The sequence below is a fragment of the Bartonella mastomydis genome (assembly GCF_900185775.1).
Classification (GTDB): Bacteria; Pseudomonadota; Alphaproteobacteria; order Rhizobiales; family Rhizobiaceae; genus Bartonella; species Bartonella elizabethae.
In genome coordinates this window covers 533,224-559,321 of record NZ_LT883137.1, presented here as the reverse complement: position 1 = coordinate 559,321, position 26,098 = coordinate 533,224, and the positions used below count along the sequence as shown (strand labels likewise).

The 26,098-nt window shown below is 38.9% G+C and carries 22 protein-coding genes and 1 pseudogene; 14 read left to right on the top strand and 9 right to left on the bottom strand.

Going from position 1 to position 26,098, the window contains the following annotated elements; genetic code table 11:
• Positions 1-279 precede the first annotated feature (279 nt).
• The 5 genes from ccmA to FJG96_RS03060 are packed head-to-tail and all read left to right on the top strand — an operon-like array spanning position 280 to position 3,222.
• A complete protein-coding gene (ccmA, locus tag FJG96_RS03080; protein WP_139412679.1) occupies positions 280-891 on the top strand; it encodes a heme ABC exporter ATP-binding protein CcmA in 612 nt (203 codons plus the stop codon).
• A gap of 11 nt (positions 892-902) precedes the next feature.
• Positions 903-1,568 (top strand): heme exporter protein CcmB, encoded by a 666-nt coding sequence (gene ccmB / locus FJG96_RS03075; RefSeq protein ID WP_139412678.1) that lies wholly within the window; start codon positions 903-905, stop codon positions 1,566-1,568.
• A 46-nt stretch (positions 1,569-1,614) separates the two neighbouring features.
• On the top strand, positions 1,615-2,394 hold the full coding sequence (locus FJG96_RS03070; protein WP_139412677.1) for a heme ABC transporter permease: 780 nt from the start codon (positions 1,615-1,617) through the stop codon (positions 2,392-2,394).
• Positions 2,382-2,633: a heme exporter protein CcmD gene (locus tag FJG96_RS08980; RefSeq protein ID WP_139412676.1), complete on the top strand. Its 252-nt coding sequence runs from the start codon at positions 2,382-2,384 to the stop codon at positions 2,631-2,633. Before FJG96_RS03070 ends, FJG96_RS08980 begins: the two co-directional genes overlap by 13 nt.
• A complete protein-coding gene (locus FJG96_RS03060) occupies positions 2,608-3,222 on the top strand; it encodes a DsbE family thiol:disulfide interchange protein (RefSeq protein ID WP_139412675.1) in 615 nt (204 codons plus the stop codon). The genes FJG96_RS08980 and FJG96_RS03060 overlap by 26 nt, the downstream gene beginning before the upstream one ends.
• A gap of 586 nt (positions 3,223-3,808) precedes the next feature.
• Here the strand turns inward: FJG96_RS03060 and FJG96_RS03055 are convergent.
• The 3 genes and pseudogenes from FJG96_RS03055 to FJG96_RS03045 form a co-directional block, all read right to left on the bottom strand.
• Positions 3,809-4,810, bottom strand: coding sequence for an Hsp33 family molecular chaperone (locus FJG96_RS03055; RefSeq protein ID WP_139412674.1), 1,002 nt, complete (start codon positions 4,808-4,810; stop codon positions 3,809-3,811).
• Between the two features lie 35 nt (positions 4,811-4,845).
• Positions 4,846-5,780: pseudogene (locus tag FJG96_RS09295) on the bottom strand (Rossmann-fold NAD(P)-binding domain-containing protein).
• Positions 5,777-6,991: an aspartate aminotransferase family protein gene (locus FJG96_RS03045; RefSeq protein ID WP_139412733.1), complete on the bottom strand. Its 1,215-nt coding sequence runs from the start codon at positions 6,989-6,991 to the stop codon at positions 5,777-5,779. The pseudogene FJG96_RS09295 and the gene FJG96_RS03045 overlap by 4 nt, the downstream one beginning before the upstream one ends.
• A gap of 487 nt (positions 6,992-7,478) precedes the next feature.
• Here FJG96_RS03045 and FJG96_RS03040 point away from each other — a divergent pair, with 487 nt between their 5' ends.
• Entirely contained in the window at positions 7,479-8,009 is a 531-nt protein-coding gene (locus FJG96_RS03040) for a GcrA family cell cycle regulator (protein WP_139412732.1), read from the top strand.
• A gap of 922 nt (positions 8,010-8,931) precedes the next feature.
• On the opposite strand, the gene FJG96_RS03035 is transcribed toward FJG96_RS03040, so the two are convergent.
• Both FJG96_RS03035 and FJG96_RS03030 read right to left on the bottom strand, forming a co-directional pair.
• Positions 8,932-9,513, bottom strand: a complete 582-nt coding sequence (locus tag FJG96_RS03035) for a Smr/MutS family protein (protein WP_139412673.1) — start codon at positions 9,511-9,513, stop codon at positions 8,932-8,934.
• A 47-nt stretch (positions 9,514-9,560) separates the two neighbouring features.
• Positions 9,561-10,253 (bottom strand): Tim44/TimA family putative adaptor protein, encoded by a 693-nt coding sequence (locus tag FJG96_RS03030; RefSeq protein ID WP_139412731.1) that lies wholly within the window; start codon positions 10,251-10,253, stop codon positions 9,561-9,563.
• A gap of 168 nt (positions 10,254-10,421) precedes the next feature.
• On the opposite strand from FJG96_RS03030, the gene FJG96_RS03025 reads away from it, so the two are divergent.
• Together FJG96_RS03025 and secB are read left to right on the top strand one after the other, a co-directional pair.
• On the top strand, positions 10,422-10,916 hold the full coding sequence (locus tag FJG96_RS03025; RefSeq protein ID WP_139412672.1) for an FxsA family protein: 495 nt from the start codon (positions 10,422-10,424) through the stop codon (positions 10,914-10,916).
• A 143-nt stretch (positions 10,917-11,059) separates the two neighbouring features.
• Positions 11,060-11,536 carry a protein-export chaperone SecB gene (secB, locus tag FJG96_RS03020; RefSeq protein ID WP_139412671.1) on the top strand — a complete coding sequence of 159 codons (477 nt, stop codon included), beginning with the start codon at positions 11,060-11,062 and terminating at the stop codon, positions 11,534-11,536.
• A gap of 66 nt (positions 11,537-11,602) precedes the next feature.
• On the opposite strand, the gene FJG96_RS03015 is transcribed toward secB, so the two are convergent.
• A complete protein-coding gene (locus FJG96_RS03015) occupies positions 11,603-13,903 on the bottom strand; it encodes an NADP-dependent malic enzyme (protein ID WP_139412670.1) in 2,301 nt (766 codons plus the stop codon).
• A gap of 198 nt (positions 13,904-14,101) precedes the next feature.
• Between FJG96_RS03015 and mutS the strand changes: the two genes are divergently transcribed.
• Complete coding sequence (mutS, locus tag FJG96_RS03010; RefSeq protein ID WP_139412669.1) at positions 14,102-16,834, top strand: DNA mismatch repair protein MutS; 2,733 nt, start codon at positions 14,102-14,104, stop codon at positions 16,832-16,834.
• A 338-nt stretch (positions 16,835-17,172) separates the two neighbouring features.
• On the opposite strand, the gene ilvD is transcribed toward mutS, so the two are convergent.
• The 3 genes from ilvD to FJG96_RS02995 form a co-directional block, all read right to left on the bottom strand.
• On the bottom strand, positions 17,173-19,011 hold the full coding sequence (gene ilvD, locus FJG96_RS03005; protein WP_139412668.1) for a dihydroxy-acid dehydratase: 1,839 nt from the start codon (positions 19,009-19,011) through the stop codon (positions 17,173-17,175).
• 590 nt (positions 19,012-19,601) lie between these two features.
• Positions 19,602-19,853 (bottom strand): BQ00720 family protein, encoded by a 252-nt coding sequence (locus FJG96_RS03000; protein WP_005774433.1) that lies wholly within the window; start codon positions 19,851-19,853, stop codon positions 19,602-19,604.
• A 26-nt stretch (positions 19,854-19,879) separates the two neighbouring features.
• Entirely contained in the window at positions 19,880-20,311 is a 432-nt protein-coding gene (locus FJG96_RS02995) for an Hsp20 family protein (protein ID WP_139412667.1), read from the bottom strand.
• 120 nt (positions 20,312-20,431) lie between these two features.
• Between FJG96_RS02995 and nth the strand changes: the two genes are divergently transcribed.
• The 5 genes from nth to pheT all read left to right on the top strand — a co-directional run bounded on the left by nth (position 20,432) and on the right by pheT (position 25,609).
• On the top strand, positions 20,432-21,193 hold the full coding sequence (nth, locus tag FJG96_RS02990) for an endonuclease III (protein ID WP_005774430.1): 762 nt from the start codon (positions 20,432-20,434) through the stop codon (positions 21,191-21,193).
• Positions 21,194-21,349: 156 nt separating this feature from the next.
• Entirely contained in the window at positions 21,350-21,553 is a 204-nt protein-coding gene (gene rpmI / locus FJG96_RS02985) for a 50S ribosomal protein L35 (protein WP_120100283.1), read from the top strand.
• Between the two features lie 33 nt (positions 21,554-21,586).
• Positions 21,587-21,988, top strand: a complete 402-nt coding sequence (rplT, locus tag FJG96_RS02980) for a 50S ribosomal protein L20 (protein WP_005774428.1) — start codon at positions 21,587-21,589, stop codon at positions 21,986-21,988.
• A gap of 92 nt (positions 21,989-22,080) precedes the next feature.
• Positions 22,081-23,163 carry a phenylalanine--tRNA ligase subunit alpha gene (gene pheS, locus FJG96_RS02975; RefSeq protein WP_139412666.1) on the top strand — a complete coding sequence of 361 codons (1,083 nt, stop codon included), beginning with the start codon at positions 22,081-22,083 and terminating at the stop codon, positions 23,161-23,163.
• Between the two features lie 31 nt (positions 23,164-23,194).
• The gene (gene pheT, locus FJG96_RS02970) at positions 23,195-25,609 is read left to right on the top strand and encodes a phenylalanine--tRNA ligase subunit beta (protein ID WP_139412665.1); all 2,415 of its coding nucleotides are present in this window, start codon (positions 23,195-23,197) and stop codon (positions 25,607-25,609) included.
• Positions 25,610-26,098 lie beyond the last annotated feature (489 nt).

The window sequence follows — 26,098 nt, the reverse complement described above, 5'->3', positions numbered from 1 at the left end:
TATAAACCACCCAATTTCCAGGAATGAACAACACAAACTACGAGTCAAGGTCGCAGCTTGAGCGCAGACGCAATTACCTCCGCCATCCATTTCCCCCTCTACCTTTCATAGGTAAATGCGGAAATTAGCGCCAAAAACCATTCTACACCAGATCTTGATGTAACGCCTCTCTTATAGAACTATTTCTAGAACTATTCTAGGGACAATTGCATAAAAAAACGTGTTTTTTTATGCAATAATGCAATAAAGAATAGGAAAATATAAAAATAGGCAATCATCATGGTGTTATCAGGCAAAGATTTAGCAGCTTACAGAAACGGGGACATTCTGTTCAAAGGTCTTTCTTTTTGTTTATTTCCACAGCAACTGATGACTATCACCGGACCAAATGGCATCGGAAAATCTACATTACTGCGAATCATTGTCGGTCTTATTGAAGCTGCTGAAGGCTATATCGTCCTTAAAGACAATGAACAAAGATACCCTGTTGCCACTGCGTGCCATTATCTCGGGTCTCAAAATGCCATGAAACCTCCTCTATCTGTCATTGATAATTTGCAATTTTGGGCAGAGTTTTATAGACAGCCTCTGTACTCCCCCTATGAAGCCCTTACCGATATTGGTCTTGCTGATCTTGAATATTTACCCTTTAACGCTCTGTCAACTGGGCAACAAAGGCGTGTTGCTTTTGCTCGTCTTTTGCTCTCCTATCGTCCTATTTGGATTTTAGATGAACCGATATCAGGACTTGATAGCTATGCTCAAAAACGCTTTGCTCGTATTTTTCAGCGTCATCTCAATCAAGGGGGTATGATTATCGCCGCAACCCATAATTCCTTAGGTATTCCAGAAAACCATACAATCGCTCTGGAAAAATTTTTACCTCTCTAGGAGAGAATAAAATGAAAGCACTGTTCTGGCGTGATCTTAAACTACTATTAGAGCCACAAACCTCTTCGCTCACAGGACTATTGTTTTTCATCGCTGTTGTGATTATAACTCCCTTTGCCATTGGACCAGATCCAAGAATTCTTGCACAAATAGGACCAGGGATATTGTGGTTTGGAGCCCTTCTCGCAGGACTTCTGAATCTAAACAAACTTTTTCAAATCGATCGCGATGATGGCAATCTTGACCAATTTATCCTTTCAGGACAAAGACAAAGTTTTATGCTGATCGTCTTTACCAAATGCATCGCCCATTGGGTAGGTACGATGCTTCCTCTCATTTTTACCACGCCTATTTTAGCTCTTATGCTCCACTTAGATGTCACGATAACTTTTACAACAATACTTACCCTTTTATGCGGAACACCAGCTATTATTTTTATTGGCGCCATAGGAGCGGCACTTGCAAGCTCACTGTTACATAGCACTCTTCTTATTTTTATCATTATCTTGCCGTGGATCATTCCAATTATGATTTTTGGCGTTTCAGCGGCGACAGCTCCAACAAATCCAAATGCCTCTTTTCTCTCTTCCTTGGCTCTTCTTAGCGCTTTTTCACTTTTTTTGAGTCTCTTCAGCTCTTTTGTTGCCTCTCTAACGCTCAAGCTTTTATCCGAATAGTAAAAGATGATTGCCGCATAGCAAAATTCTGCCTATTATGAATTTCATGAATGAACTATCTCACGCATATAAAATGAGATCACTCCCTGCAAGTTTTTCCCGTTTTATGAAAATAAGTAAAATCATTTTACCATGGCTCGCCAGCATAACGTTATGTCTTCTGATCTTAGGGCTGATTCTAGTGATGTATTCACCAGACGACTATCAACAGGGTATGACTGTTAAGATTATGTATCTCCATGTCCCTTTCGCGTGGTTGTCTACATTCTGTTATATAACGATGAGTGCAGCAGCATTGGGAAATTTGATTTGGAAATATCATCTTGCTGATGTGGCTCTCAAATGCGGGGCACCCATAGGAGCAATTTTTACTGCCTTGGCTCTCATGACAGGAGCACTTTGGGGACGCCCTACCTGGGGAACATGGTGGGTATGGGATGCACGATTAACATCGGTTTTAATTCTGCTTTTTATCTACCTTGCCATTATCCTGCTTGGACGTGCTTTTGACAATCAAGTAAAAGCTGCTCGCGCGACTGCAATTCTTACCCTTGTTGGTTTTGTTAATATCCCTATTATTAAGTTTTCCGTTAATTGGTGGAATACATTGCATCAACCAGCCTCCTTGTTACGTGCTGGAGGACCAACAATCGATAGTGCTATGTTATGGCCCCTTATAACCATGTTATTTTGTTTCGTCTTTATGTTTATTGCGCTCTATTTGATGGCTATGCGAAATGAAATCAATAGCCGTTATATCAAAATACTTCAGATTAAAAAATCCCGTCGTGCACAACAACAGGACTCTTCATCATGCTTGACCTAAATGGCATCCACAGCGGACTTTTAGGAAACTTATCTTTGAAAATTGATTTTTTCCTTGGTACCCTTAAACATGAGCAAATTGTTGTTTTAAGCTATACACTTTCTGCAATATCCCTCCTCTGTCTTATTGGCTATATTCTTTGCAAAGCCTTCTACCAAAAAAAAATTCTCCAACAATTGAACAAAAAAGAACGGTCACAAAAAGAAAAATATAATGAAGAACATCCCTCCAAAACTTAAAAAAAATACATCTTTGCCTGTTTTGTTTGTTCTTTTTGGACCATTTGTGCTTTTTCTTCTTCTTATGGTGTTTTTTTTCAACTTTATGCATAAAAAATACCCGCAAGATCCTTCTCTTCTTCCAAATGCATTGGCTGGGAAACCGGCCCCTGAGATACACCTTCCTCTTCTTGATCAAGAAAATTATCTTCATTCAAAACAGTTTAAAGGACGTGTCACATTGGTCAATTTTTGGGGTTCTTGGTGTTTACCCTGTCGCAAAGAGCATCCTCTTCTTATGAAAATTGCACAAGATAAACGTTTTGATCTAATTGGTATTAATTATAAGGATAACAAAGCAAACGCCCTGCGCTTTTTAAATCGTTTTGGTAATCCTTTTAAATTGATTGGCTTTGATGTTTCAGGATATACAGCCATTGACTGGGGCGTATATGGACCACCAGAAACCTTTCTCTTAAATAAAGAGAGCATCATTATTGCCAAACATGTTGGTCCCTTAACATGGCAAATTTATCAAAAAAAGATCCTTCCAAAAATTGAACAAGCAATCATGACAGAAGAAAAAATAAAATATCTTAGAAAAGACTGAAAATGCCTTTTTGTACATTTTTCAAATAGAAGTGTCATGAACAACGTTTTAAATTGAAAAATACGGTCATGCAGATTTATAAAAAGATAAAATTTTATAACAGGATTACTATTATTGATTCAAACACACATGTGAAAAGATATCTGTAGAAAAAACACCTAAAAAATGACAAATCTATTCCCTTGCAGTGTCATTTTTCTATTTATGCCCTATACAGCCTCTGTTTGTAAGAGTTTTCACAAGGTTCATATTGAGTCTTTTTTATACTTTCTTATTCTCTCGATAAATTTTCTTATGATCATAACCAATGATCTTTTTTGGCCTCTTAAGTTAAGACAAATTCGAGTAAGAAAATATGACTATAGTCAAAAAGAAGCCCTTTCGAGAGAAGAAAGTATCTTTTACAGGGCTCTCTTTTAAAAAAAGCATATCGAGTAAATAGTGATTTCAACAGAAAGATCATTGGCATACCTCGAAAAATGCTAAGGAAAGAAATATTCAAGAGCTTCATATGAGCTTATGCTTTAAGTTTTTATAGCGCGAATAAAATGGGCTTTTGTTGCAATCATCATTTTTATGAAGTTGATTATATTTTTTCTTCCAAAAATTCTTGCGGTGTAAAATGATACGTTTTTGAGCAAAATTCACATGTCACTGAAATATGTTTATTTTCAACCATTTTATTGCGTTCATCAATTGGAAAACCTTCTAGGATTCCTTTAATTTTTTCGCGCGAACAAGAACATTGATCAACAAGAGAAAAAGGATTAAAAACTCTCACACCTTGTTCATGAAAAAGACGGTATAAGAGCTGTTTACTCCCAACTTGGGGATCTGTTAATTCTGAACTTTCAATCGTTGCCATGAGTATTTTAGCTTCCTGCCACTGGTTATCCAATTGGGTTTGGTTTTTTGTTTCTTCTCGCTTTTGATGAAGGTCATCTATTTTATGATGGGACGATGCTTGAGGCAAAAATTGAGTCAAAATACCTCCAGCTCGCCAGCTTTTCTGCGGTTTTCCTTGGTTGTCACGATTGATTAATATAGCAACAGCCAAACGGATATCGGTAGGAATTTGCTCTGATTGATCAAAATAAGTACGAGCAGCTTCTTGTAAATTTGATCCATCTAATGCAACTATCCCTTGATAGGGTTGCATGTGAAGACCTTGATCAATCGTGAAAGCTAAAGTGCCCTTTCCTAAAAGTGTTTCTGAAGAGATTTGATCATTATCTATAGCTTGTTTAAGCTGTTCTTTATCAAAGCGAGCGTATCCCCGTAAACTGGAAGGAGGTGAAAAATCGCACACCAGCATATTAACTGGTCCATCTGAATGGGTTTGTAAAATAAATTTTCCCGTAAGCTTGAGAGAAGTTCCAAGTAGAACAGTTAAAAGTAAAGCTTCTGCCAGAAGATAAGAAACTGGTTCAGGATATTGATGTCTGTTAAGAATAGAATTTAAAGTTTCCCCAATTTGTACGACACGTCCACGGATATCAAGTTCTTCAACTTGAAAGGGAATAACACAATCATCTTCATGCAAGGAGATATTGTTGAGAGAAGCTTCATCTTTAGCTTGTTCATGCATGACTTTACCTTTTATTATACTTTGTTGTAGAGAGGCTATTGTGGAGAGAAAAACGCATCTTGTAAATACCAAGAAAGGATTGCTTTTTGAGTATGAAGACGATTTTCAGCTTCATCAAAAACAACTGAATGCTGTTCATCAATCATAGTATCGGCAACTTCTTCACAATGACGAGCAGGAAGAATGCATAAAAGAACATCAGGTTTTGCTCATTTCATGAAAGCTTCCTTGTCTTGATAAGGCTGAAAATAGAATGACTGTGAATATGAAATTCTTATCCCATGGAAGCCCGATGGATCGGCCATAATACAATCAGCATCTCGCGCCACTTTTTGCGGATTATCGATAAGCCTACGATGCGCTCCTCGTTCACGCGCCCAATTGTATAAATTGTCCTGTTCGCTGCCCTTTAAAATGACCATACGCAAATGAAAATAAAAAAGAACCACAGCTTCAATCAATGAATGAAGCACTTCATTATTCCCATCTCCCATCCATGCAACTATTTTGTCAATCATTGGCTCTCGATGTTCCTCATAGGTTTATATATCTGCTAGAATTTGGTAAAGATGTGTATCATCTATAAGGGCATTAATAAGAGGGATTGGTGCATATTGAGCCAATTCAAACATACGTTTATATTTTGTTATTCGCAGTATTACGATATCCACAAAACGCGATAAAACGCGTGTACTGTGTCGGCTATGATTTCACTATGAACACGCTGCATCTCTGACCCTATGAGCCTAGATTGTATCTCCGCCAAAGCTGGTGCACACTGATATCGAATGAAATATGGGTTCGTGTGGATGATTTTTCAAAAATCATCGCACATGTTTTCCCATAAAAGATTTTGAATTTCTCCCTACTTTAAAAGATGCTTTAAGGATTTTCGCATAATCGAGCAACGTACGTGTTATTGCTAGCGGTAAAATGATAAATCTGTGACATGACGAAGAACTTTTGTCAGGAGTGCGCTATTTGTTTTTCTTTATTTACTTGCGAAAGATAAGCTATTGCTTTTTCAATACGATACAAACTTTCATCTATTTCTTCTTCCCTAATGATAAGAGGAGGCAATAAACGCACAACATTGTTGTTGGCTGCAACACTTAAGAGATATTCATTTTCCAAAGCATTCACGACAAGATTTGCAGGAACAACACATTGAATGCCCACCATAAGACCCATCCCCTGAACGGCGCAAATAATATCAGGATAGATATTGAGAATATGCAAAAGTCCACTTTTCAGCCTATCCCCCATGTTTTGCACATGGTTCAGAAAACTTGGCTCTAATAGAACATCAAGAACACTATTTCCTACAGCCATTCCAAGAAGATTTCCTCCAAAGGTTGAACCATGGGTTCCAGGTGTCATACTTTTTGCCACTTTATCCGTTGCAAGGCAAGCGCCTAAGGGGAATCCTCCTCCAACCCCCTTTGCGAGAGTAAGAATATCAGGTATGACACCACTCCATTCATAAGCAAAAAGCTTTCCTGTTCGTCCCATGCCCGTTTGGACTTCATCAAAAATCAATAACAGACCATTATCATCGCATATTTTACGCAAAAATCTTAAATATTCATGAGAAACCGTTCGTATTCCTCCTTCTCCTTGTATAGGTTCAATGAGGATAGCGGCAGTATTTTGATGAATAGCGTTACGCAAAGCGATTTCATCACAAAAAGGGACTTGAATAAATCCACCCGCTTTAGGTCCAAAACCTTCAAGATATTTTTCATGCCCAGTCGCAGCAAGTGCTGCAAGTGTTCGTCCATGAAATGCCCCTTCAAAAGTAATTATTTCAATGCGTGATGGATAACCCGCAGCATAATAATAATGACGTGCCGTTTTAAAGGCGCATTCCAATGCTTCAGTGCCTGAATTGCAGAAAAAAACCTTATCCGCAAAACTATTTGCACAAAGCCGCGTAGCAAGAGCTATTTGTTCAGGAGACTGAAAAAGATTGGAAACATGCCAAAGTTTTTCAGCTTGCCCTTTGAGCGTATTAACCAATTTAGGATGGGCATACCCTAATGCATTAACAGCAATGCCAGATGTGAAATCGAGATAATGTTCTCCTTTATCCGAAATAAGCCATACCCCACGCCCCTGTTCAAAATGCAAATTTCGTCGCGCAAAACATTCATAAAGTGGTTGTATAGAGATGGCATCCATCATAATTCCCTTTATATTTTAACCTTTTCAATATATATACAAAGCAACACGACAAATAAAACAATATGATACATTTCATCTCGATGCTTTCAACATTTCACTCGATTAATGGTTGCACCTATGGAATAGATCATTACACCAATTGAAAAAAAGTCAATGAAGGTTCTACAAATAAGTATTTTGGGAAAAAAACCTTAAACAAAAGAGAATGTTTAACCTATGATTGATTTGCAAGTTGGGGAAAACATTCTAAATAAACTCTTTGAGAGGCAAAGACTCTTGTCATAGAGTGAGTGCATATTGTAATTTACACTATCGTTAAGCAAGATGATGTGTTTTGATTTGTAAGTTCCACAAGGTTGGATGATTTTCTTATGCTCACTTAGAGTGTAAAATTCTTTCATTCAGCGCATTGAAAACATTATTGAAACATTTGAAGATGCAAAGGGGAAGCATCTCAGTGGCGTTATCGGAATGGAGTGCTGATATGGGTTGGACATGTGAACGCGTTGAGCTTCTTAAAAAGCTTTGGAGTGAAGGGTTAAGTGCAAGTCAAATTGCTGCCCAATTAGGTGGGGTCAGCAGAAATGCAGTCATCGGCAAAGTACATCGATTGAAGTTGCCAGGGCGTGGTAAGACAGCACAAGGAAGCACGCGTACGCAAAAAACTTCCGCAAACAGCCCATCATCTCCACGTGTGCGTCGCAACACATCCACAGTATCGCCAGTAAACACATCATCTATAAACGTTGAAGAAACAGCTTTAAAGACAGAGTTTGTAGCAGAAGATGTTAAAGAAGTTGATATGTCCGCAAAATCTAATGTCGTGGTGCCTATATCACGGCAACTTAATCTGCTGCAATTGAGTGAAAATACATGTAGATGGCCGGTTGGCGATCCTTTATCAGCCGATTTTCATTTTTGTGGGGCCGATTCTGATGAAAATAGTCCCTATTGTGCTTTTCATGCTAAGCTAGCATTTCAGCCTATATCTGAAAGACGGCGAATAAGGGTATAATATCTGCCGATATAATTTCATATTTTACACCTTCTGCGCCTCATTACTAAATTTCAATGCTCGAATTATTATGAGAAAGAAATTTGATAAGACTTTTAATGAATGAGAACGTTTCTTCATGAAAATATTTAACGATTATAAATCTATGCTCTTCTTTATTTTCACGATTCTCTTTAATTTAGTTGTATCGTTTTTAAAACTATCCATAGGAATATGTTTTGAATAATGAATTTCCCAATCTATCATGTTTTTATTCCTCGTGCCTTAATAGCGTACTATCGTGGTTGATAAAATAATTTATCGTTTAGCAACCTGAGTAAAATCCACGAATATATATCTCTTATTTTAAACTCTCTTATATTGAATCAATCAGTATCTTTCTTTCACAAGCGAGAAAGAATCCTGTGTAGCGTAAAAATACTTAAAGAAAAGCGTGCCATCCCCTCTCAAGTATCAAGGTTTTTGCAATATTAGGAGCTAACAAAGTGTGTAATGGCGCCGCCCTGCATTTTTATTAAGCATAAAAATGAGGGTTATATAATCAATTTATACGTTTCATGGAAATCTCTAGTTTACGCGCCCTATCACAGAATAAGCTTAAAAGTATTAAAAGATATTTCTCTAAAATAAGCACGTGAATATGTACCATAAGCGTATTTTGTTTGAGGCGTTCCTGTTTTGCTATGAGGAACCTGCCCTCAAAAGATATGCGATAAACAAAAGCGTGAAACAATGCGTAGCGCGTAAGACGAATAGTCTTTATAAAAAATTAAAATAAGGAAATATTGTATTCAAGTCTCTTATGCAATAGACGGAAATTATAAATTAATATGTTATCATGCCTCTTCTACGATCTATAATACACGGGATCTTTTGAAACTAATATTGAACCTGCAACAACTACAAATAGCATCACATTTCTTTATCCCGACACAAAACGACGCAACCAAACATATAGCGCACCTTCACCGCCATGCTGGCGCGCTGCTTGCTCAAATGCATGAACATAATATCGAAAAGCTGGTGTTGATAACCAATAAGGAACAAATCTATACAAAGCCCCATCACTCCCAATGGATCGGCCTTTCCCTGTAATCACAAGGACGTAACGCAATCCACTCTGTTGAGAGGATTGTAAAAAATTTTTTAAGAAAAAATAAGCTTCTTCCTGCATATAACCGTGAAGATCAAGACGCGCCTCAAGAGGATAACGACCTTGGGAAATTTTACGATGTGCAACACGATCAAAGAAATGAATCTTATGCGCTTGTGTAAGGGCTCTCTTTTCTTTTTTAATCATTGTTGAACGTTGTTGATTTTCCTGAATCCCCAGAGAGGCTTGAGTTATGCACTGTTTCTTATCAGTAATATTTGCAATATCTTCTGAAATAGAAGAGAGCCTCTTATTATGAAGCGGTGTTATTGTGCGACAAACCCTCTCCCATAAAAGGCGATCTTGTGAAGTTAATAAATCTCTTTTTTGTCTCCATTTACTTGAGGACATTTCAATTTCTCATAAATTATTGAGTAATTAATAGAAGAAAAAATACGTTAATTTTCATCCTCTGTAGCAAAAAGCTTCCAGTTTGGGTCCGATGATAGGCTATTGCGAACAAAAGTCCAAATATCTCTAATTTCTACGATAGCATCGGGATCACCGTCTATACACTCGCCCTGTTCATTATAAGTAACAGAAATCATCTCACTGATAATACGTACTGTTAAAAGCTCGTCCTTTTCTTGTATTGCTGCCGCAACAAACTCGATTTTATTAATTCCAACAAAAGTAAACTCTATTCTTTCTTTGTTTTTTTCTCGCTGTTCAATAGCAAAACAAAAGCTCTCAAAAACATCCTGACAAAGCAAGCTTTTAAGTTGATTGCGATCACCTTTAGCAAAAGCTGTTACAATCATTTCATAAGCAATCCCTGCACCTTTTATAAAAGATTGAGGAGAAAAATGACGATCAATTCTACGCAGTGCGCGCAAATTTTCATTCAAAATACTCCCCTCTGGTGCAATCTCATCAATTTCACTAAAATCACCTTTTTGTAAATTTTTTTGATGAGGGAACGAAACAATATTATCCGTCGTTTCTGCCTCAGCTTGTTTTTTAGAGCGACGTGAATAAGGATCAAAAGGAGGCTTTTCAAACCCAATTCGCTTCCCTAATACACTACGGAGTTGCACAAAAATAACAACCATAACAACAAGAGCGATGACAAGTATAACGTCAAATTCCATGGGCGCTGTCAATCTCCAAGCTTTAAGTTTGTAATAAACATTGCAGTCAATATCATTTATCAATAAATATGTAAAATAGGGAATCCTACCATTCAGATATTTTTATAGATTTTATTAAGGAGTGCTCTTAAGAATTTCTCCCCGCCTCTTCCAGAAGGAAATTTTCATGTGATAAAACTTTATTCTATAAATCCTCGTTTTTTTGTCGTTGTCTTTCTCTGCATTCTTTTAATTGAGATCGCTGGTTTTATTTTTGTTGGTCAAGAAATTGGCATTTTGGCAACTTTGAGTTTGGTTATTCTCACAACCATAGTTGGGGTTGTTTTATTGCGAATTCAAGGGATTAGCCTTTTAAAAAACATACAAAGTGAACTTATCCAAGGACGCACATTAGAAAACAATATTATTCATGATGCTTTCATCATGTTGAGTGCGATTTTGCTTATTCTCCCCGGTTTTGTAAGTGATCTCTTGGGGATATTACTTCTTATTAAACCAATTCGCTCTGTTGTTTGGCGTTTCCTTTCATCATTAAAAAACACAATGAATCCCAATACAAAAAACAAAAATAACTCTGAAAAAATAATTGATCTTAATGCTGAAGATTACAAAGTTCATGATACGACAGAATCTCCATGGCGCAAAAATGATGATCACCATTGAAAGTCTTAAAAAATCTGTAACAAACGAAAAAAAATAATGAAGATAAAGAGCGCATTCCTTGCAACCTTTTGCAAGGCGTGATAACCAATTCGATCTTTAGATCTAAAATAAATATACATATTATAATGAGAGAGGTTCGTCGTATGGCCGAAGGTGAAATGAACAACAGTGGTGTAGAGCCGGTTTTTGCTGTATTAACGCAATATTTAAAAGATTTATCATTCGAGAACCCAGGTGCTCCTCATTCATTACGTGCGCGTGAAAAATCACCACAAATTGATATCAATATTAATGTCAATGCTAATCCAATTGGTGATGATAATTATGATGTGGTCTTGTCTCTCTCCGTCAAAGCCAATGATAACACTGAAACTTTATTTCATGTAGAACTGATTTACGGGGGGGTTTTTCACCTTAAAAACATTCCACAAGAACATGTTATGCCACTGGTTTTTATTGAATGTCCCCGTCTTTTATTTCCATTTGCTCGCCAAATTATATCTGATGCTACTCAAAACGGTGGTTTTCCACCTTTGTGGATTGATCCTATTGATTTTGCAGCCCTCTTCCAAAAGCGTCTCGCTGAAGAACAAAAGGACAATCAAATACAGCCTTCTTAAAAATTCGTTCTTTTGCTATCGTGAAGCCCTTTAATATATTATTGATCTATTAGGGGCTTTTTTCCTTTAGACGACTTTTGCCGCATGATAAGCTGCAAGCATTGCAATGTTAACAACATCTGTATCGCTTCCACTAAACGGTACAATTTGAACAGATTTTTCCAGTCCAATTAAAATAGGTCCGATGATGGTTGCTGCTCCAAGTTCTTGTAACATTTTGCTTGCAATAGAAGATGCGTGATAGCTAGGCATAACCAAAATATTAGCGGGTTCTGTTAATCCCATAAATGGATATTGCTGCATCAATTTGGAATTAAGCGCTACATCAGCACTCATTTCTCCATCAAACTCAAAATCAACTTTGCGTTCATGCAAAATATTAATTGCATCCTGAATTTGCTGTGTAACCTTCCCTTTCATATAACCAAACGTAGAAAACGCTAAAAATGCAACCCTTGGCTGATGCCCAAATCCACGCACAAACGAAGCAGTTTGTTCCGCTATATCCGCTAATTCTTTAGCATTCGGATTTTCATAAACCGCAGTATCTGCAATAAACACAGTTCGTCCACGGCAAATAGCCATTGAAATACCAATCAATCGTTCTTTTGGTTTGTCATCAATTGCCCGACGGATATCAACCAGCGCTGTTTCATAATTGCGTGTCACCCCTGTAACCATTGCATCCGCATCTCCTAGTGCCACCATACACGCAGCAAAATAATTTCGATCATTATTGATACGGCGATGACAATCACGCAACAGCCAGCCTTGACGCTGCATCTTTTTATAAAGATAATTCGCATAAGCATCTGTACGACAGGAAAGCTTCGCATTCATCACTGAAATACCTTCACGCTCCAAATCAATTCCAGCGATAACAGCCGTTTCTCTCACTTGCTCTTCGCGACCAACCAAAATTGCTTGTCCTAATTTTTGATGAACGTAGGAAACAGCAGCCCGCATGACTTGCTCTTCTTCCCCTTCTGCAAAAACAATTTGTTTTGGTTCTTGACGAACATGGTTATACACTCCACGCATCACTGAAGAAGTAGGATTACGCCTTGCATTCAAATCGCGCTCATAGGCCTCTAAATCATCTATGTTCTTTTGCGCAACACCGCTTTCCATTGCTGCTTTTGCTACCGCACTTGAAACAACCGTCAACAAACGCGGATCAAAAGGAACAGGAATGATATAATTAGGACCAAATTTTAATCGCTTTCCACGATAGGCTTCTGCAACACTGTCAGGAACTTCCTCATGCGCTAAATTAGCAAGGGCCCTTGCCGCAGCAATCTTCATATCCTCATTAATAACCGTTGCACGTACATCAAGTGCACCACGAAATATATAAGGAAAACAGAGAACATTATTAATCTGATTTGGATAATCGGAACGCCCTGTTGCGACAATGGCATCCTGACGCACTTGCATAACCTCTTCCGGCGTAATTTCTGGATCAGGATTGGCCATAGCAAAAATAATTGGCTGCGGCGCCATAGATTTTACCATTTCAGGAGTCAGTGCACCTTTAGCAGAAACCCCGAAAAATATATCTGCCCCTTCCATTGCTTCCATAAGCGTACGTTTGTCCGTTCGAACAGCATGCGCCGATTTCCACTGATTCATGCCCTCTTTACGACCTTCATAAACCACACCTTTGGTATCACAGAGGATGATATTTTCAGAACGAAAGCCCATCGCTTTAATCAGTTCAATACAAGCAATCCCAGCAGAACCAGCACCATTACAGACTAACCGCGTATTTTGCATATCGCGTCCTGTTAAAGCCAAAGCATTGAGAACACCAGCAGCAACAATGATTGCTGTACCATGTTGATCATCATGAAAAACAGGAATATTCATCACTTCGCGTAGGCGACTTTCAATCATAAAGCATTCAGGCGCCTTAATGTCCTCAAGATTAATTCCACCAAAAGAGGGTTCTAAATGACGCACCAAATTGATAAAATTTTCCGTATCGTTGATATTAATTTCTAAATCTATGGAATCAATATCCGCAAAACGCTTAAACAGCACTGCTTTGCCTTCCATAACCGGCTTAGAGGCAAGAGCACCTAAATTGCCTAACCCTAAGATAGCGGTTCCATTTGAAATAACAGCAACAAGATTGCCTTTTGCTGTATAATCATAAGCGAGCGCTGGATTTTGAGCAATTGCCTTAACGGGAACAGCAACGCCTGGTGAATAAGCAAGAGCTAAATCATGCTGTGTTGCCATAGACTTTGTTGCAACAATCTCAAGCTTTCCTGGTCGGCCACGACTATGAAAATCAAGAGCTTCTCGTTCGCTCGCACTGTAAACCGTTTGAGACATTTTCTGATCCTGCTCGCTCTTTTTCATCTCACTTTATTTTCTCCAAAAACAGTGTAAATTTTGCTTGATAATACTTATAGTTATTCAATTTGATTCATATGTTAAAAATCGCTATGCTTTAGCCTTAGCAAATCTAATGATGTGTTTCAATTTAGAGATAAATAAATATCGAAGTAAACAGAAAAAGAGTAAAAGCTTCACTGAAAAGGAACAGGCCACGTAGAAATGGATAAAAAAAACGACCATAAAAATAATTTAATTCCACAGCCTGCTTCCTCTCAAGAACGTCTTACTCCTATGATGGAGCAATATATAGAAATCAAAGCCGTCCATCATGATTCTCTTCTTTTTTACCGAATGGGGGATTTTTATGAACTCTTTTTTAATGATGCAATTGAAGCTGCTCAGGCTTTAGGAATCACTCTCACAGCACGCGGAAAACATTTAGGGCAAGATATTCCTATGTGTGGTGTTCCCGTTCATGCTGCAGATGATTATTTACAAAAATTGATTGCTTGTGGTTATCGCGTTGCTGTTTGTGAACAAACAGAAGATCCTGCTGAGGCAAAAAAACGCGGCTCAAAATCTGTTGTTCGGCGTGATGTTGTTCGCCTTGTAACCCCTGGAACAATAACAGAAGAAAAACTCCTTGATCCAACACGCGCAAATTATTTGATGACACTTTCTCGTATAAAAACCAGTGATGGAGAAGAATTTGCCCTTTCTTGGATTGATATCTCAACAGGCATATTTCGTGTAACTGAAAGCCGCCAAGAAAAACTTTTAGCCGATATTATGCGTGTCGATCCACAAGAGATCATTGTTGCTGATTCCTTTTTTCATGATCAATCGCACAAATCACTTTTTAATGTTCTTGATCGTATCGTTTCACCTCAACCGGCGTGTCTTTTTGATACCCTCACTGCTGAACGCGATATTTGCACTTATTTTAAACTTTCAACGCTTGAAGGTGTTGCCGATTATTCACGCTGTGAACTCTCTGCCATCATAGCTGCTATTCGTTATATCGAAAAAACACAAATCACGCATCGTCCTCCCCTCATGCAACCTGAGCGCCAAAATGAAAGCGCTACCCTTTTTATTGATGCTGCAACCAGACTAAGCCTTGAGCTTATTCGAACAACATCAGGTCAACGGGATGGAAGCTTATTAAAAGCTATTGATCGCACTGTAACAGGAGGAGGCTCTCGCCTTCTCATTGATCGCCTTATTGCTCCTCTTACCACCCCTTCAGCTATTGATACCCGTTTGGATTCTATCGATTTTTTTCTCCGTAATCCTTCTCTTGCAGAAGCGATAAAACTCACTTTAAAAGGGGGACCAGATATGCCGCGGGCTGTTTCACGTTTGGCTCTTGGACGAGGAGGTCCCCGTGATATGGCAACGATTCAACGCGGCTTTGAAATCATTCATGAAATTCATCAGCTTCTTAATCATGAGCTCTTACCTCAAGAAATAAGTGATATACAACAGGTGTTTTCAAATCTACCCGTTGCTTTACATTGCCATTTAGACCAAGCATTGGCTGATGATCTGCCTCTGCTTAAACGTGATGGTGGTTTTGTTCGTTCCAATTATCATCAAGAGCTCGATGAAATGCGTGCCTTACGGGATGAATCACGCCGTGTCATTGCTGAACTTCAAGCGCAATATGCCCAAGAAACAGATATTAAGACGCTTAAAATAAAGCATAATAATATTCTAGGCTATTTCATTGAAGTCACCAGTATACAAGCATCTGCCCTTACAAATAATCCACAAGCCAAAGCACGTTTTATTCATCGGCAAACAATGGCAAATGCTATGCGTTTTACGACAACAGAACTTGCTGATCTTGAAAGCCGTATTGCTCATGCTGCCAATCACGCATTGACGCTTGAACTGGAGATCTTTGATACGCTTGTTCAAGAAATTATCGAACACGTTGATTTTATCCGTAAAGCCGCTGAAGCCCTTGCTATTTTAGATGTTTCTGTCGCTTTAGCGCATCTTGCTGAAGAACAAGGATATTGCCGCCCTAAAATTGATCATTCACTAACCTTTCATATCACCGCAGGTCGCCATCCAGTTGTAGAACAAGCACTCCGCAAACAAGCAGCCGAGCCCTTTGTTGCCAATCATTGTGATCTCTCTGTGCAAGAAAATCAGCAATATGCAGCAATCTGGCTTTTGACAGGACCGAATATGGGAGGAAAATCAACTTTTTTGCGGCAAAATGCGCTTATTGCGATTATGGCACAAATGGGATCCTTTGTTCCAGCAACTTCAGCGCATATTGGCGTTGTTGATCGTCTGTTTAGTCGTGTTGGGGCTTCCGATGATCTTGCTCGGGGGCGCTCAACCTTTATGATGGAAATGGTTGAAACAGCAACGATTCTCAATCATGCAAGTCACCATTCTCTTGTTATTCTTGATGAAATAGGACGTGGAACATCAACCTTTGATGGACTTTCCATTGCTTGGGCAGCCGTTGAATATCTCCATGAAGTTAACCATTGTCGTGCTATTCTCGCTACCCATTTTCATGAAATGACTGCTCTTACCGAAAAACTTGACAGACTGCATAATGTAACCATGAAAGTTAAAAATTGGAATGGTGATGTGGTTTTTCTCCATGAGGTCGCACCAGGAGCTGCTGACCGATCCTATGGTGTACAAGTTGCAAAGCTTGCTGGGCTTCCTCCAGCTGTTATTACACGAGCAACAGATGTCCTCCATCAACTCGAACAAGGTGAAATGGCGGGAAAAGGACATAAACTCATTGATGACTTACCGCTCTTTTCTCTTAAAGCAACCTCTCCTCTCAACGAAAAAAGCAACAAACACGATGCACTTCACGAAGCTTTAAAAAATATTCATCCCGATGAGCTCTCTCCTAAACAAGCTTTAGAAGCAATTTATCACCTCAAACAACTGGAAAAAAATAATCTTTTATAGGCCAACACTTTATTTTTTCTTGATTGTTCTCATGCATATTAGATTTTGCACGCTATTATCAGCGTTTTCATGTAAAATCTGTTAAAAAGCATTAAACGCATACAAAGAAAGCAAGTGTATAGATATTTCCTCAAACCAATTGTTTATTTTCTTGTAAAATCCAACAATCATAGCACTGTATTTTTACTTCTCTCTCAAAACCTTATGTACCCTATGCTCCCTAGTTTAAAATATTTTTCCAGAGCAAGGTAAAATAATCAGCTTGGAATATTAGGAAAAAAACTTACTCAATCTTTTATCACACCGTTCATTTTCCATAAACCGGACCTTTCACGTAATCATATGCTACGAACTGCACCCTTTGCAGCAGATGTTGTCATTGCAGCATAAGCTTTGAGAGCCTTTGAAACTTTGCGCTGGCGCTTCTCAATCGGTTGCCAAGCATCTTTTCCTTTTGCTTCCATGTTAGCACGACGCTTCTTCATCTCAACGTCATCAACCAACATATGAATACTCCGGTTTGGAATGTCAATTTCTATGATATCCCCTTCTTCCACCAACGCAATTTCTCCTCCTTCAGCCGCTTCTGGTGAAACATGTCCTATCGAAAGCCCTGAGCTTCCCCCTGAAAAACGTCCATCTGTCACAAGTGCACAAACCTTACCCAATCCTTTAGACTTAAGATAACTGGTTGGATAAAGCATTTCTTGCATTCCAGGTCCCCCACGTGGTCCTTCATAACGGATTAAAACAATTTCACCTGATTTAACTTTATCATTTAAGATTGCTGAAACAGCTGAATCTTGACTTTCAAAAATTCTTGCTGGACCTTTAAAAGTCAAAATTGATTGATCAACACCTGCTGTTTTTACAATACAGCCATCTTTGGCAAGATTTCCATAAAGAACTGCCAATCCTCCATCTTGTGAATAGGCATGTTCCCTATCGCGAATCACACCTTTTTCACGATCAAGATCAAGAGTCTCATAGCGACAAGATTGGCTAAAAGCTGTCTGTGTTGGAATCCCCCCTGGAGCAGCACGATAAAATGCACAAACTGTTGATTCATTGGTTTGTTTTACATCCCAATGCTCAAGAGCTTCTTTCATCGTTTTTGCGTGAACCGTATAAACTGAGGTATCAATGAGTCCCGCCGCATCCAATTCGCCTAAAAGCCCCATAATACCACCCGCGCGATGAACATCTTCCATATGGACATTTGCAACAGCAGGAGCAACCTTGCATAAAACTGGAACACGACGTGAAAGGTGATCAATATCCGTCATGGTAAAATCCACCTCACCTTCTTGCGCCGCGGCTAAAAGATGCAGTACCGTATTGGTTGATCCCCCCATGGCAATATCAACGGTCATAGCATTTTCAAAAGCCTTGCGTGAAGCAATAGAGCGTGGCAAAACTGTTTCATCATTTCTTTCGTAGTAACGCTTGGTCAATACAATAATCTGCCTTCCAGCTTCTTCAAAAAGCATCCGTCGATCTGCATGCGTTGCGAGCACTGATCCATTTCCGGGAAGAGAAAGCCCTAAGGCTTCTGTTAAGCAATTCATGGAATTGGCCGTAAACATTCCTGAACAAGAACCACATGTAGGACAAGCAGCACGTTCCATTTCAGCAACTTCTTCTTCTGAGTTCTGTTCTGAAGCGGCTGCAACCATGGCATCAACCAAATCAACCCTTAAATCTTGATCTTTCCATTTAATCTTACCGGCTTCCATAGGACCACCTGAAACAAAGATTGTTGGAATATTCAACCGTAAAGCAGCCATTAACATTCCAGGTGTAATTTTGTCACAATTAGAAATGCAGACAAGAGCATCCGCACAATGGGCGTTGACCATATATTCTACAGAATCAGCAATGATTTCACGTGAAGGTAAAGAATAGAGCATTCCATCGTGTCCCATGGCAATTCCATCATCGACAGCAATGGTGTTAAACTCTTTTGCTACACCACCGGCAATGGCTATCTGTTGTGCAACCAATTGTCCAAGATCTTTTAAATGGACGTGCCCTGGTACAAATTGTGTAAAAGAATTTGCAATCGCAATAATCGGTTTACCGAAATCCGCATCTTTCATCCCTGTTGCACGCCAAAGACCGCGAGCTCCTGCCATATTACGCCCGTGTGTCGATATTCTTGAACGATAAGAAGGCATTATTTTTCCCCTCAAATAATTTCATTTTGCTTGTTGTGCTGTAACTTCACTATAAAAACAAGAGCTTTAATATTCAAAAAAGAAAAATACCTTGTACTGAAGCATTTGAAGCACAAAATTAGAAGCCCTGCATAAACTTCCTCATAAAGACACAAAGCTTTTATTTTTCTATGACCTGTTAATCAACATCTAATCCCAGCATAAATGCATGTTTGAAACAAGTGTCAAAACGATTCAACGCAGCACAAATTCTTCCAGACTTTTATATGCTAGATTTAGCGCGTATATTGGCATCTATCTGTTTGCGTAACTTCTGGTATCAGAGAACAACCTAATGGGTGAAGAATATGAAGGCCTAATGGTAAAACTTACCATATCCTTACACTTTAAGCTTTATGACTTTTAAAAGCCTCCATAGTGATATTCCAAATCAAACCGGTGAATGGTATCAAAGCCCCATAAATGAATACACTTATAGAGCACCACTCCCTTTACACTTACTTTAAAGAGAAATACAGCTCAATGCCCTTTAATTGAGAAAAAACGGACAGAATTTAAAAGAGCTTAAGTTTTTTCTCGTAAAGCGCAATCTAGTGTAGAGTGACAATTTGGAGTTCGTGCTCATTGGCTCCAGCAAGAGCAATAGAGCGCTCATCGGATAAAATGATCGGATAACCTGTTTCACCAAAAAGCGCCCATATGGTAATGCCTGGGGTCATAGGTGGAAGATCTGGAAAGTTTTTAGCCAGATCATCTGTACAAACCTTTTTTAAATAAGCAATCTGTCCCGCATCAGAGTAGGACGTGTTCTGAAACGATAAGCTTTGTTTATGTTCTCCCATTTCACTGTTCCTTTACGCCTTAAATTTTATGACTCACCACTACTGACTTTAATTGGAATCTGTTTTATTTCTTTTTTTAGTTTTGGTTGATACAGATTAATTGATAAAAGACCATTTTTCAACTCAGCATTTGTCACATTCATCCCTTCCGCAAGAACAAAGGTCCGCTGGAATTGCCGCGCGGCTATACCGCGATATAAATATTGATGATTTTGATTGTCTGTTTGTTTACCATGAATAACCAATTGATTATCATCGAGCAAAATATTAAGATGATTAATCTTAAATCCAGCAACAGCTAAAGTTATCCGGATATGATTTGCATCATCGTTTTTATGTAAGCGTTCAATATTATAGGCTGGGTAAGCCTCATCAGCTTTACCGATACGTTGTAATATTTTTTCTACGGTTTCAAATCCTAAAAGAAAAGGATTGGAGAAAGGTGTCACATGTGTCATTCATGAGTATCCTCTTTAAAGCGGCTTGACTTAACCAAACCCTATATAAAGTGTTCGCTGCATTCTTCTCATATGGCGAGCGTGAATGATAACTTCAAGAGAGAAGATTAAGAGAGTTCCATGGCTCAAAGTAACATAAAAATACCTCGAAATACCATAAAATTATCAAAAGTGCGAAATTTATCTGGTATATTATATAATAAAGATGAAATTGCAGAAATATTTCGCCGTTTTTCTGTGCAACGCCCGACACCTAAGAGTGATCTTAACTATATAAACACTTTTACACTATTGATTGCCGTTGTTCTTTCAGCTCAAGCGACAGATGTAAGCGTTAATAAAGCGACAAAAGAACTCTTTCGCCTTGCTGATCAACCGGAAAAAATGGTTGCATTAGGAGAAGAAGAAATAGCACATCATATCCGTTCAATTGGCCTTTGGCGTGCAAAAGCACGCAATGTTTATGCACTTTGCAACTGTTTAATGGAGCAATATGGTGGTCAAGTCCCTGATACGCGTGAAGCACTTATGGCCCTTCCAGGCGTGGGGCGCAAAACAGCTAATGTCGTTTTGAATGTTGCTTTCGGTCAACCTACCTTGGCGGTCGATACACATATTTTTCGCTTAAGCAATCGTCTTGGTTTGGCACCTGGCAAAACACCAGAGATTGTTGAGAAAAAATTATTAAAAATTATACCGATTCATTATCTTCGTCATGCGCATCATTGGCTGATTTTGCATGGGCGTTACATCTGCCAAGCACGTAAAGCACAATGTAGGCAATGTATTATTGCGGATCTCTGTAAAGCCGCAAGCAAAACAAATGCTATTCCGGCACCTTTGGTTGAAATTCAAGGCAATGGAGCGCCAATTTTTTTGTAATATGCTCTTGCTATTTTATGTATACTAGCTTATGAAAACGTCTCTGGAGAACCGCCCGGCAGGGCATGCCGTGGCTGTTTAAATGCTTATTCAAGTGTTGGTCCACTTGAATGGATGAAATATTCGATTGAGTTAATTAATGTATGGAGTAGCAAAATGCCCAAGATGAAGACCAAATCATCCGCTAAAAAGCGGTTTAAAATCACTGCGTCAGGCAAAATTAAAGTAGCAGCCGCCGGTAAGCGCCACGGCATGATTAAGCGTTCGAATAAATTTATTCGCGATGCACGTGGAACAATGGTTTTGTGTGAACAAGATGCTAAAAAAGTTATTCACCATTATTTGCCGAATGGTCATTAAACCTTGCGCTTTTGATTTTGAGGAGATTATAACATGGCACGTGTGAAAAGAGGTGTGACAGCACACGCTAAGCACAAAAAAGTTCTTAAACAAGCGGAAGGCTTTTACGGTCGGCGTAAAAATACCATTCGTGCTGCTAAGGCAGCCGTTGATCGTTCAAAGCAGTATGCTTATCGTGATCGCAAAAATAGAAAGCGTACTTTCCGCGCTTTGTGGATTCAGAGAATTAATGCGGCTGTTCGTGCAGAAGGTTTAACGTATGGACGTTTTATTGATGGCTTATCGAAAGCCGGTATTGAAGTTGATCGTAAAGTTCTTTCAGATATAGCAATCTATGAGGCAGAAGCATTTTCTGCTTTAGTTGCTTCGGCGAAAAAAGCTTTAGAATATTTAAAAGACACGACGCCCAATGCTTTTGAAAGCGCTGTCAAGTAAGCCAGTCGTGTTCTCTTAAAGCATTTATTTATTCGAGGTCCCGTACTGGCTATTGCGAGTGCGGGTTTTTTTTATTAAAAATAGGCAAAAATATGAACGATATTGAGCGTCTGGAACAAGAAATTTGTTTAGCCTTAGAAGCTGCAGGTGATGAACAGGCACTTGAAACAGTGCGTATTGCAGCATTGGGTAAAAAAGGCAGCATCTCTGAAAAATTAAAAGCATTAGGAAAGATGGAGGCGAGCGAGCGCCAAAAAGTTGGCCCCGTTCTTAATGGATTAAAAAATCGCATTTTAGAATTATGGACGCAAAAGCGTGATCTTCTGAAAAGACAAGAAATGAATGCCCGTCTTTCTCGTGAAACGGTTGATATTACCTTGCCTGTTCGTTCTTCGCCTATGGAACGGGGGCGTATTCACCCTATTTCACAGGTGATTGAAGAAATTATCGCCATTTATACAAAATTGGGTTTTTCACTTGCAGAAGGACCAGATATTGAAACAGATTATTATAATTTTACGGCATTGAACTTTCCTGAAGGGCATCCAGCACGTGAAATGCATGATACCTTCTTTTTTAATGTTGATAAAATGGGAGAACGCAAATTATTGCGAACCCATACCTCGCCTGTACAAATTCGCACACTAGAAAAACAAAAAGCACCGATACGGATCATTATTCCTGGGAAAACATATCGTATGGATTCAGATGCAACGCATTCGCCCATGTTTCATCAGGTCGAAGGTCTTGTCATTGATAAAACCTCTACCATCGCCCATATGATGTGGCTGCATGAAACTTTTTGTAAAGAGTTTTTTGAAGTTGCTTCAGTAAAAATGCGTTTTCGTCCCTCTTTTTTCCCTTTTACTGAACCCTCTATGGAAGTAGATATTCAATGTGATCGTTCTGGTTCAGAAGTAAAATTTGGCGAAGGACAGGATTGGTTGGAAATTTTAGGATGTGGAATGGTGCATCCTCATGTGTTGAAAAATGTTGGTTTAGATCCCGATGAATATCAAGGCTTTGCATGGGGAATGGGTATTGATCGTATTGCCATGTTAAAATACGGCATGCCTGATTTACGCGCTTTTTTTGATGCTGATCTGCGTTGGCTAGACCATTATGGCTTTCGCTGCTTTGATATGCCCGCTTTTTTTCCTAATAGAAATGTGTGATCTTATCATCGCTTTCATGTGAGGTTTTAAAATGAAATTTACTTTGTCGTGGTTAAAAGATCACTTAGAGACAGATGCATCTTTGGATGAAATTTGTGAGAAACTCACAGCGATCGGTCTTGAGGTTGACCATGTTGATGATCGTTCTTCTTTAAAAGGTTTTGTGATTGCGAAAGTTTTAACGGCAGTAAAACATCCTGATGCAGACAAACTCCAGATTTTATCCGTAGATACAAGTTCTGGTACACCTGTTCAAGTTGTCTGTGGAGCACCAAATGCACGTGCAGGACTTGTTGGTGTTCTTGCGTTACCCAGTACTTACATTCCAGGACTCGATGTGACATTATCTGTAGGAAAAATCCGTGGTGTTGAAAGTTTTGGGATGATGTGTTCATCGGCAGAGCTTGAATTATCAGGTGAACATGATGGGATTATCGAACTTCCAGAAGATGCACCTATTGGGGGGGAATTTGCAGCTTATGCTGGTTTAGATGATCCGATCATTGATATTGGTTTGACTCCCAATCGCTCTGATTGCACAGGTGTTCGTGGCATTGCCCGTGATCTTGCCGCTGCTGGAATCGGGCAATTAAAAGAATTATCCTTATCACAATTCGATGTTACCTTTGAAACACCACTTGATGTTTCTTTGGATTTCTCGTCCAGCAAATCGTTATGCTTAGGTTTTGCTTGGCGTGAAGTGCGCAATGTTCAAAATGGTCCATCACCACAGTGGATGCAACAACGTTTGAATGCAATTGGTTTAAGACCGATTAATGCGCTTGTTGACATGACCAATTACATCAGTTTTGACCTTGGTCGTCCGCTCCATGTTTTTGATGCTGACAAAATTAAAGGGAATTTGTATGTTCGTTGTGCGTATGAAGGAGAACAACTTCAAGCACTTAATGGAAAAATCTATCATTTGAGTGTTCAGGATTGTGTTATTGCCGATGAAGAAAGTGTTGTTTCAATTGCTGGTATCATGGGTGGTGAGAGAACAAGCTGTGATGAAACAACACGGCGCGTTATTATTGAATCGGCGCTTTGGGATGCGCAAAGCATCGCACAAACAGGGCGAACATTAGGACTTATCAGTGATGCACGTTATCGGTTCGAACGGGGTGTTGATCCAGCTTTTATGGAAACAGGGCTTGAGATTGCAACAGAATTGATCTTACGTCTTTGTGGTGGTGAAATATCCAAGGCAAAAATTATTGGCTATCAGCAACAAGAAACCAAACAAATCGCTTTTCCTTTTTCTGAAATTAAACGTTTGACACATTTGGAAATAGAGCCAGCAAAAGTCATCTCTATTTTAACGAAACTTGGATTTTGCGTTGAGGGAAAAGGAGATGTCGTTACAGTAAAAGTACCATCATGGCGCCCTGATATTATGGGTAAAGCCGATTTGGTGGAAGAAGTCATGAGAATTTATGGGTTAGATAAAATTAAACCTATTCCTTTGGAAAACTTCGTAAAAGGAAAAGATCAAGTTTTAACATGCGCACAAATTCGTTCACGCGCTACCCGTTTGGCTTTGGCCCATCGCGGCATGAAAGAAGCGGTAACATGGTCTTTTATCTCCGAAAATCAAGCTCTGGCTTTTGGGGGAGGTCAAACAGAGCTTAAATTGGTCAATCCTATTGCCGCTGATATGTCAGTGATGCGTCCTTCTCTTTTACCTGGTTTGCTTATGGCAGCACAGAGAAATGCTGATCGTGGTTTTTCTGATCTTGCTTTGTTTGAAGTTTCCAGCATTTATGAAGGTGATACCCCTGATAAACAACGACGTGTTGTAAGTGGGATTCGTCGTGGCACAGAGAAATTTGAAGGGGCTGGGCGTTTTTGGAATGGAAATGCAACAGCTGTTGATGTTTTTGATGCCAAAGCAGATGCTTTAGCCGTTTTAGAAGCATGCGATATAGATGTTGGAAAAGTACAGATTGAAGTTGGAGCCCCTGATTGGTATCATCCAGGTCGTTCAGGAGTCATAAAACTTGGTTCAAAAATTATTCTTGGTTTTTTTGGTGTTTTTCATCCAGCGACCTTAGAAAAATTAGATATCAGTGGTCCTTTATGCGGCTTTGAAATTTTTCTAGATCAAATTCCAGAACCAAAGAAAAAAACAACGAAAAGCCGTTCTCCTTTGAAATTATCACCGTTTCAAATGGTGCGGCGTGATTTTGCATTTATCGTTGACAAAACGGTTGCTTCTTCTCTTATTGTTCGTGCTGCTCAGGGAGCCGATAAAAAACTTATTCATTCTGTACAGGTTTTTGATCTTTTTGAAGATCAGAGCCTTGGTGAAGATAAAAAATCTGTTGCCATTGAAATTGTTATTCAACCGATTGAACGCACTTTGACAGATAAAGACCTAGAAGAAATTGCTGCAAAAGTAATAGAAAATGTCACTAAAACGACAGGGGCTTGTCTTCGTCATTGAGTATTTTCAAATGACTTTTATAAAAACAGGAGCATTTTATGAGTGCTCCTTTATTTTTTAAAGGTTCGCAGTCTATGGAATTTTTTGAAAGAGAACTTTACGATAATTCATTCATTGATAATTTTTTTATCTTAAATAAGAATCCTCAATATTATGGGACTTATCATTTCAGATCCTCTTCGAATGAATCAAAATCTTTTATTCTCCTACCTTAAAGTAGAGCAGCTGTTTAGAAACCATAAAAAAGAAATAAAAATGCTTCTTACACAAGCTCTCAAATGCCAAAATCTGTTGCAATATGAAGAATTGATCGTGCAACAATGGGATTAAAAAAATAAAATAATGATACCGCATTTTGTAAAATCAATGACGGTGTTCAGTGGATTTCATCCCCTTTGGGGTCTGTACCTTACTGCTCAAACCCATGAAATAAATATAAGGTGTTTTGTTAAAACAAGTCGCGTGAATAACATGATAAGTCTCTGTTTT

Coding starts and splice junctions, on each gene's coding strand:
- ccmA (WP_139412679.1), top strand. CDS start 280: ATGGTGTTATCAGGCAAAGATTTAGCAGCTTACAGAAACGGGGACATT.
- ccmB (WP_139412678.1), top strand. CDS start 903: ATGAAAGCACTGTTCTGGCGTGATCTTAAACTACTATTAGAGCCACAA.
- FJG96_RS03070 (WP_139412677.1), top strand. CDS start 1,615: ATGAATGAACTATCTCACGCATATAAAATGAGATCACTCCCTGCAAGT.
- FJG96_RS08980 (WP_139412676.1), top strand. CDS start 2,382: ATGCTTGACCTAAATGGCATCCACAGCGGACTTTTAGGAAACTTATCT.
- FJG96_RS03060 (WP_139412675.1), top strand. CDS start 2,608: ATGAAGAACATCCCTCCAAAACTTAAAAAAAATACATCTTTGCCTGTT.
- FJG96_RS03055 (WP_139412674.1), bottom strand. CDS start 4,810: ATGCATGAACAAGCTAAAGATGAAGCTTCTCTCAACAATATCTCCTTG.
- FJG96_RS03045 (WP_139412733.1), bottom strand. CDS start 6,991: ATGGATGCCATCTCTATACAACCACTTTATGAATGTTTTGCGCGACGA.
- FJG96_RS03040 (WP_139412732.1), top strand. CDS start 7,479: ATGGGTTGGACATGTGAACGCGTTGAGCTTCTTAAAAAGCTTTGGAGT.
- FJG96_RS03035 (WP_139412673.1), bottom strand. CDS start 9,513: ATGTCCTCAAGTAAATGGAGACAAAAAAGAGATTTATTAACTTCACAA.
- FJG96_RS03030 (WP_139412731.1), bottom strand. CDS start 10,253: ATGGAATTTGACGTTATACTTGTCATCGCTCTTGTTGTTATGGTTGTT.
- secB (WP_139412671.1), top strand. CDS start 11,060: ATGGCCGAAGGTGAAATGAACAACAGTGGTGTAGAGCCGGTTTTTGCT.
- FJG96_RS03015 (WP_139412670.1), bottom strand. CDS start 13,903: ATGAAAAAGAGCGAGCAGGATCAGAAAATGTCTCAAACGGTTTACAGT.
- mutS (WP_139412669.1), top strand. CDS start 14,102: ATGGATAAAAAAAACGACCATAAAAATAATTTAATTCCACAGCCTGCT.
- ilvD (WP_139412668.1), bottom strand. CDS start 19,011: ATGCCTTCTTATCGTTCAAGAATATCGACACACGGGCGTAATATGGCA.
- FJG96_RS03000 (WP_005774433.1), bottom strand. CDS start 19,853: ATGGGAGAACATAAACAAAGCTTATCGTTTCAGAACACGTCCTACTCT.
- FJG96_RS02995 (WP_139412667.1), bottom strand. CDS start 20,311: ATGACACATGTGACACCTTTCTCCAATCCTTTTCTTTTAGGATTTGAA.
- nth (WP_005774430.1), top strand. CDS start 20,432: ATGGCTCAAAGTAACATAAAAATACCTCGAAATACCATAAAATTATCA.
- rpmI (WP_120100283.1), top strand. CDS start 21,350: ATGCCCAAGATGAAGACCAAATCATCCGCTAAAAAGCGGTTTAAAATC.
- rplT (WP_005774428.1), top strand. CDS start 21,587: ATGGCACGTGTGAAAAGAGGTGTGACAGCACACGCTAAGCACAAAAAA.
- pheS (WP_139412666.1), top strand. CDS start 22,081: ATGAACGATATTGAGCGTCTGGAACAAGAAATTTGTTTAGCCTTAGAA.
- pheT (WP_139412665.1), top strand. CDS start 23,195: ATGAAATTTACTTTGTCGTGGTTAAAAGATCACTTAGAGACAGATGCA.